Raw genomic sequence first — 6,667 nt, 5'->3', positions numbered from 1 at the left:
GTCGCCGCGTTCTCCGCGGCGACGGCGGCCCGCAGCCGCTCCCGCAGATCGCCGAGCACGCCGACGAGGTCCTGCAGGAGGCTACGTTGCAGATCGAACCAGCCCTGCACGTCGTTGTCGGCGATCGGCGCGGTGGCGTCATCGTGGACCTGGCGGAGGCGGCGCAGCCGGGCGTCGGCTACCACCTCGGCCACGGGTGGGCGCAGCCGTCCCGGGCGATCGGCGAACATGCCCTGCGCCACGGCGACCCAGCCCTTCAGCTCGGCCTGGGACTGCGCCGCCGCGCCGAGCTCGTCGAACTGGCCGCCGCTGCGTGGGGAGCGCAGCACGCCCAGGCCGTCGTGGTCCGCGGCGGCGTCGAGGCACTCGGCGTACAACAGGCGTGCCTCCTCGGCCGTCCGCGCGAACGCCTCCCGCTGGGCCGGGTCCAGGCCCACGGCTCGGCGGACGTGCGTGCCAAGGTCGCGCTGGACCGGGGGCAACGGTGACTCCCGTCCCGGCGGGCCGATGCGGGTCGTCACGCCGGCGCCGAGGCCGGCGAAGTAGTCCTCGAGCACGTCGAGGCCGCCGACTCGGCTGGGATCGCCGCCACCGACCCGGACCAGGTTGGTGAGCAGCCGATGGTCCGGGACCATCCACGGCTGGTACGGTGTCGAACCCCGCGCGGCCTGCCACCACCGCAGGAACGTCGCCTCGTCGCTGATGCCGATCGCGTGCAGCCGGATGTCGGCCATCCCGTGCAGCTCTTCCATCAGCGACACCGGGTCGGTCGTCGCGGCGATTGTCTCGCCGGTCGCCTCGTCGCCCTTGGGGTTCCAGTCGGCGCCGTCGCTGACCAGGACGATCAGTTGGTCGTTGCCGGGCACGCCGTGGCGGTGCAGCAGCTCGGACGCGTAGTGCAGGGCGTTGCCGATGTCGGTGTTGCCGTCGACCGGCCGCAGCTGGAGGACGGCGCGCTGGAAAGCCTCGCCCACCGCCGGCTCGCTGTCGGCGCTCATCTCGGCCATGCCACCCTCGCGCGGGAACAGCACCTCGCACTGGGTGGTGAAGCGGACCAGCGCGATGCGGGAGACCCGGCCGGAGGTGCCCAGCCGAGCCTGAAGCAGATGTAGCAGGGCCCGGCGCTGCGCGTCCGCGCGCTCCATCGTCGATGACCGCGACCGCGCGCCCAGACGCCAGGAGTGCGCGTCCTCGCCGCCGGTCTGCGGCACGTCGGCCAGGCCCATCGAGCCGCTGCAGTCGGCCAGGATCACGATGTCGACACCGGTACGGCCGCTCTGGCTGTAGAGCAGGACGTGCGTCTCCGCGCCGATGCGCACAAGGCCGTCGATTGGCCGGCCGGCGGCGTCGGCCGCGCCGCGCACCCGGAACGGGGTGCCGCCCACGGTGATCCACACCGACGCCGCGGCCTCCGGTAACAGGACGCGGCTGCGCAGGTCGGGCGCGGCAAGGAGAGTCCGCGCGAGCTCCTGCACGGAGCCGTCGGTCATCGGCTCCAGGACGATCTGGGCGGGGACGGCCGCTGGTTGCTCACGCAGCGCCCACCTGACCGTGCCGACGTCGATGCCGTGCTCGTCGACGAGGTCAGCGCCGATCGCGACCACCCCTGCCGGTAGCTCGGGCACCGGAAACAGCCGTACGGCCAGCCGGCGGTCGCCCGCGGACAGCAGGGTCAGCACACCGGCCGACGGGCCGCCGAGCGCGCTGGCCGGCACGCCGATCCGCTCGCCGCTGATCAGGCCGGAACCCGGCACCGGGACGAGCCGGTGGCGGTCGCCCGACCAAAGCGCGCTCATAGCTTCTCCAACTTGATCTTCAGGCCGAGCCGGCGCTCCAGCTCCTTGATGGTCGTGCCCTGCCGGCCGATGAAGCGGGCCTTGATTTCGTCCGGCACGCGGACCCACAGCTGGTTCGCGTGGGGCTTGAACTCCGACAGTCGGATACGCTCGGCCAGGTCCGCCTGGCCCAGCCCGACCAGCAGGCTCTGCAGCACCCCGAAGTGCCGCTGCCCCTCCTCCATGCGGTCGGCGTCCTCCTTCACCTCCCGGGCCCACGCGGCGCGGTGCTCGGCGATCAGCTCGTCGAGCGCCCGGTTGCGAGGGCCGGCGCGGCCTGCCGCGGCCCGCATAAGGTCCTGAATCTCGGCCACTTCCACCAGCTCACGCCGGACGTTGATGAAGATGTGCCGGATCGTGCGTAGCCCGGGCAGGCGGGGCGCGCGGTTGCGGCCTCGCCCCCGCGCGGCCGTGCCGGCCAGGATCTGGTACGCGATCTCGTGGCGCGACAGCCGGGGCAGCACGGCGTGGTGGGACGGGCAGAGGACCAGGCCGCGGCGGTGCGGGCCGTAGACCTGCCAGCGGTACCCGTGCCGCGGGCACACCCGTGCTCGGCATGCCCGCCCGTCGGCCTGGTGCTCGCACGACAGGCTGCCGGTGCTCGCGCATCTGGGTGCCGAGCAGGCCGGGAACCGCTGCTGGTAGCAGCCTTCGCAGTATGAGGTCAGCGGGTCGCCGGGGTGCCGGCGGCGGTGCGTGTCGCACCAGGGCCGGCGGCGCTGGCACTCCGCACCGGAGCACCAGAACGTGGCGCGCTGCCCGCAGGCGCAGGCCGGTACGTGGGCCGGGCAGCTGACCCGGGCGAAGTTCAGGTCCAGCACGACGACGTGCTCGTCGCAGACCCGCCGCGCCGGGTCCACCGCACGGCAGTCCGCGCAGATGAACGGGGCGTAGCGGGCCTGCCCGGCGTCGGCGCAGGTGCCGCAGCGGTATTTCAGTCGCGGCGGCTCCAGGATGCCGCACACCGCGAACGTCGTACGCTCGTCGAGCACCGCGGGGCAGCTGTGCGGGTTGAGCACCTGGACGCTGACCGCGCCATGGCCTGGCTGATCCCACCGCACGGTGGGCGTGGTCCGCAGGTCGCGCCGCACCAGGTCCGCCTCGAGTTCCCGCCAGAGTTCCCGGTAACCGGCGGGCGTCGTGGGCGCGTCGGGGTACTCACGCATGTCGAGCAGGACGAGCACGGACGGTTTCACGGCGTGGCCTCCACCTTCATCGACAGGACCAGCAGTTCCACTCGGACCAGCGAAGCTCCCTTCGGATCGCGGAAGGACGCGTCGGTGAGCAACAGCAGTGCCAGGTCCGGCGGGGGGCGGTGCAGCTGCTGGCGGACGGCGGCGATCGCCTGGGGCCGCTGGTCCGCCGGAATCTTCAAGCTCAGCAGGGCCCGGCCCTCCTTGGTGGCGAGCCGCAGCACCTCGGCGGCCGGGCCGGCGGACCAGTCCTTCGGCACGCTGGAGGTCTCACGGATCAGCGGCCGAGGCGGGCGCAGCGTCCGCCGCAGCGCCTTGGCCTGCTCGTTCGGCAGTTTGCGCAGTTCCTTGGTCAGGTCCGGCGCTCCCCCGCCCCGGACGTAAGTGGCCAACGCCTCCGTCACCTGCTCCGCGCCGAATTCCTCGGTGCCGAGCAGGTTCAGCAGCAGGCCGGCCGACATCCCCCGCTCGGTCCGCTCGGTTTGGTTGGCACGGTCGGGGCGGTGTTTGTCGGGCGTACTCCTCGGGGCCGGCCTGAGGCGCTTGGCCCAGTAGTGGCGGGCCATGGCCGCGGCGCCTCGGTAGGCCGCCTCGTTGGTGACGCTGACCTGATCGGTGTCGAGCCACGCCGGGTCGGCGAAGAAGTCGCTGGCGTCGAGGTCGGAGCCGCCGCCGGCCCACCGGGCGAGCAGGTCGTCTTCGCTGCGCACGGCGAGCGGATGGGAGCCGGCCATGGTCAGGCCCAGCACGATCGGCGCGATCTCCTCGGCCTGTACCCGCATGGCCTGCAGCTCGCGGGTGAGGTCCTCGACGAGCGCCAGGACCCGCTCGCGGGCCGGCACGCCGTCCGACTTGTCCGTTTCGCGGCGGCCGGAATCGTGACGGTCGGACTCGCGGCGGTCGGGTCCGCGGCGGTCCGGACGGCGGTCGCGGCCAGCCCGACCGGCCGGGCGCCGGTCGTCGGTCTCGCCGTCGAACATCGCCCCCAGGCCGCCGGATATCGCCCGGGAGCGGTTGCGGTCCAGCAGGTTCTGGTCGACCGCGGGCACCCGGCGGCCGTCGCGCTCCATCAGCCTGGCCCGCATCGCGATCGCCTGCACCAGGATCGCCTGGGCGATGACCGTCGCCGGCAGGATCTGGGCGTCGAGGCAACGCACGACGACGTTGGGGACCGGGTCCGGCAGGCCGACCGGGTTGACGTCCATCAGCTCCAGCCGGGAAACGCCCTCGTCGCGCCGCAGGCTGGCCCGAACCCGGTCGAGGTGAGCCGCGCCGGCAGACGCGAGGTACCGGGTCGACAGGTGGTCTCGCGCGTCGGCCAGTCGCCGGCTGCCGCCGCGCTCGACGCGCCGGCCGCCGAACGCGGCGTGACCGGACAGCGCCACGAGCTCCGGTACCCACCGACGGAAGAGATTCGAGCACAGCTCCCGCTGGGTGTCGGTGACCACCTCGACGGCGTGCACGTCGGCGCACAGCCAGTCGGGCCCGCCGGCCGCGCCCAGCCACCCGCCCGGGACCAACCGACCGCCGCGGGCGCGGACCGCCTCCGCCAGCCCGACCGTCGCCTCGGCCAACGCGCGCCGCAGCGCGTCGCGGCTGTCCTGGTCGATGAGCCACACCATGCCGGTGTCCAGCCAGACGACACCCGGCGCCCGCTGGTCGCGCCGCAGTGTGAAGCGACCATCGGGGTGGCCCGGAAGGTGTCCGGCCACGGCGTCGAGCGAGCCGACCACCCGCGCGGCGTCGGCAGCGGCGACCACGAATCCCTTGACGATGCGGTGGCGCATCGGCCCGGTCCGGTAGAGGCTGACGAGCATGTGTCCTCCGGGGGTCGCGGCTGACGTTCTTCTGGCGGTCAGGACGTCACGGGCGGTCGGGGCGTCCCGGGCCGGCCCGGCGGTAGGCTGAGTGAGCCTCGTCGGTCCGGCCGAGCGCGACGAGCAGGTCGCCGAGTTCGGTCGCTGCCTGCGGTGCGTCGACATGGGGCAGAGCGGCGGCCTGCTGCAGGTACCGGACGGCGGCCTCCCGCTCCGGCCCGCGCCCGGCCAGCCGGATACCCAATGTCCGGGCGGCCAGGAAAGACCAGTGGGGATGCCCCCGGTCCGCGGCGTCCCGCAGGAGCTGGTCGGCCTCACGGTCCTCGCCCGCCTCGGCATGCAGCGTCGCGAGGGCGTACGCCGCCTGCGTGGACCACTCTGGATGGCCGGACTCCACGACGGCGCGGTAGGCGCGAGACGCGGTCTCACGGTCGGCGTCAGCGGCTGCGATAGCGGCGAGCCGCAGCCCGGCGAGGGTGGCCCAATCCCCGTGGCCTGACTCGGCGACCATCCGGTACAACGGGCGAGCCGTTGCCACGTCGTGGCGGCGCTCGTGCCCGAGCGCGGCGACGAATCCCGCCGCCGACTCCGTAGCGTCCAGCCTCCGGGGGGCCGGTGCCGGGTCCCCCTCGGCCGGCCGGCGGGCGATCGCCAGGGCCCCCACCAGCCGGTCGTTGATCGTCGGTAACCAGTCCGGCACCTCGTTGCCCATCCGGTCGCACAGGTACCGGTACACGTCGTCAATTGTGAGCAGCCCGTCGCGGTCGCCGTCGCTCGCCCCGCCAAGCAGAGCGTCGCACAGCAATCGGGTGAACGGGCTCGGCTCTCCCGGCCGGTCCGCGTCGGGGACGGTCTTGTCGATTTCGGTGCTGGCCAGCACGACGTGTCCCCTGCCGTTCGCGAATGCGGGAATTCCCTTGAGCCGCACGTTGCCGGAGTAGCAGCAGTCGAGAACGAGGACCTTGGCGCTCGCCCGGCTCAGCCGCAGCAGCTGGTTGACATCCGCCGAGGAAACGGCGGTGGCGCGCTTCGTGCGCTTGTCGGTGTTGCGGGCGTACAACAGCAGGTCCTGGTCCCAGCGCACCCCGTGGCCGCTGTAGTACACCAGAATCTGTTCGCCACGGCCGGCATCCGCAAACCGCTCGATCTCCTGGAAGATCCGGCCGGAGTCGGCGTCCACGATCTCGGTCACGTCCTCGGGCCGGTGCAGACCGAACTCCGCGTCGGTGAGCGCGGCGCGCATCAGCCCGATGTCGGCGGCGGGGCCGTACAGGTTGGGCAGGCCCGACTCCGCGGCGAAGACCGAGTTGCCGATCAGCAGAGCTCGGTATCGCCGGGCGTCACTCATCGCGCCTGCCGCGCTCGATCGCGTCGAGCAGCGCCTCGCGAATCGTCTCGTCGCTGACACCCTTGGCCTGCAGATCAATCTCGACCGGCTCGGGGCCGCGCACGGTCAGCCGCATGGTCCGCGTCTGGCGGTCCGCCAGCCAGCTGCGCAGCACCGTCACCAACGCCTTGACCGCGCCGGAGCCGCCCAGCACGACGACGATTTCGGCTACCGCACCCTTGTGGCCGGACCGGAACGCCCACTCTTCGTTCAGGTCGACGTCTCGTTCGACAAGGCCCTCCCGCAAGAGGTCGAGGTCGTGGGTCCACTCGTCGTCGCCCGGGCCGACCTCGTCGTCGCCTGGGGCCAGCACGATCTCGATCCGGCCGTTTGGCACGTCTCCACCACCTTGTTGGAAACCTGTCCGGTTCGGCGATTCTCGCCGATTGTGAAGGCGAATGAAATGCTACGGACGGTCCAGCTTGACTCGACGAG

At 72.8% G+C, this 6,667-nt stretch carries 5 protein-coding genes; all 5 read right to left on the bottom strand.

The features are described from left to right. Nucleotides 1-1,796: vWA domain-containing protein (locus ABZ671_RS15655; protein WP_357857451.1), on the bottom strand; the 1,796-nt coding region annotated here is incomplete at its 3' end. Then, complete coding sequence (locus tag ABZ671_RS15650; protein WP_357857448.1) at nt 1,793-3,031, bottom strand: hypothetical protein; 1,239 nt, start codon at nt 3,029-3,031, stop codon at nt 1,793-1,795. The genes ABZ671_RS15655 and ABZ671_RS15650, both read right to left, overlap by 4 nt. Then, the gene (locus ABZ671_RS15645) at nt 3,028-4,845 is read right to left on the bottom strand and encodes a hypothetical protein (protein ID WP_357857445.1); all 1,818 of its coding nucleotides are present in this window, start codon (nt 4,843-4,845) and stop codon (nt 3,028-3,030) included. The genes ABZ671_RS15650 and ABZ671_RS15645 overlap by 4 nt, the downstream gene beginning before the upstream one ends. 46 nt (nt 4,846-4,891) lie before the next feature. Further along, the gene (locus ABZ671_RS15640) at nt 4,892-6,193 is read right to left on the bottom strand and encodes a caspase family protein (RefSeq protein ID WP_357857442.1); all 1,302 of its coding nucleotides are present in this window, start codon (nt 6,191-6,193) and stop codon (nt 4,892-4,894) included. After that, nucleotides 6,186-6,569 carry a hypothetical protein gene (locus tag ABZ671_RS15635; protein ID WP_357857440.1) on the bottom strand — a complete coding sequence of 128 codons (384 nt, stop codon included), beginning with the start codon at nt 6,567-6,569 and terminating at the stop codon, nt 6,186-6,188. The genes ABZ671_RS15640 and ABZ671_RS15635 overlap by 8 nt, the downstream gene beginning before the upstream one ends. Between the last annotated feature and the right edge of the window lie 98 nt (nt 6,570-6,667).

Source organism: Micromonospora sp. NPDC006766 (assembly GCF_040636055.1).
GTDB lineage: Bacteria > Actinomycetota > Actinomycetes > Mycobacteriales > Micromonosporaceae > Micromonospora.
The sequence above is the reverse complement of the archived record's forward strand: the minus strand, read 5'-3'. Positions and strand labels throughout refer to the sequence as shown.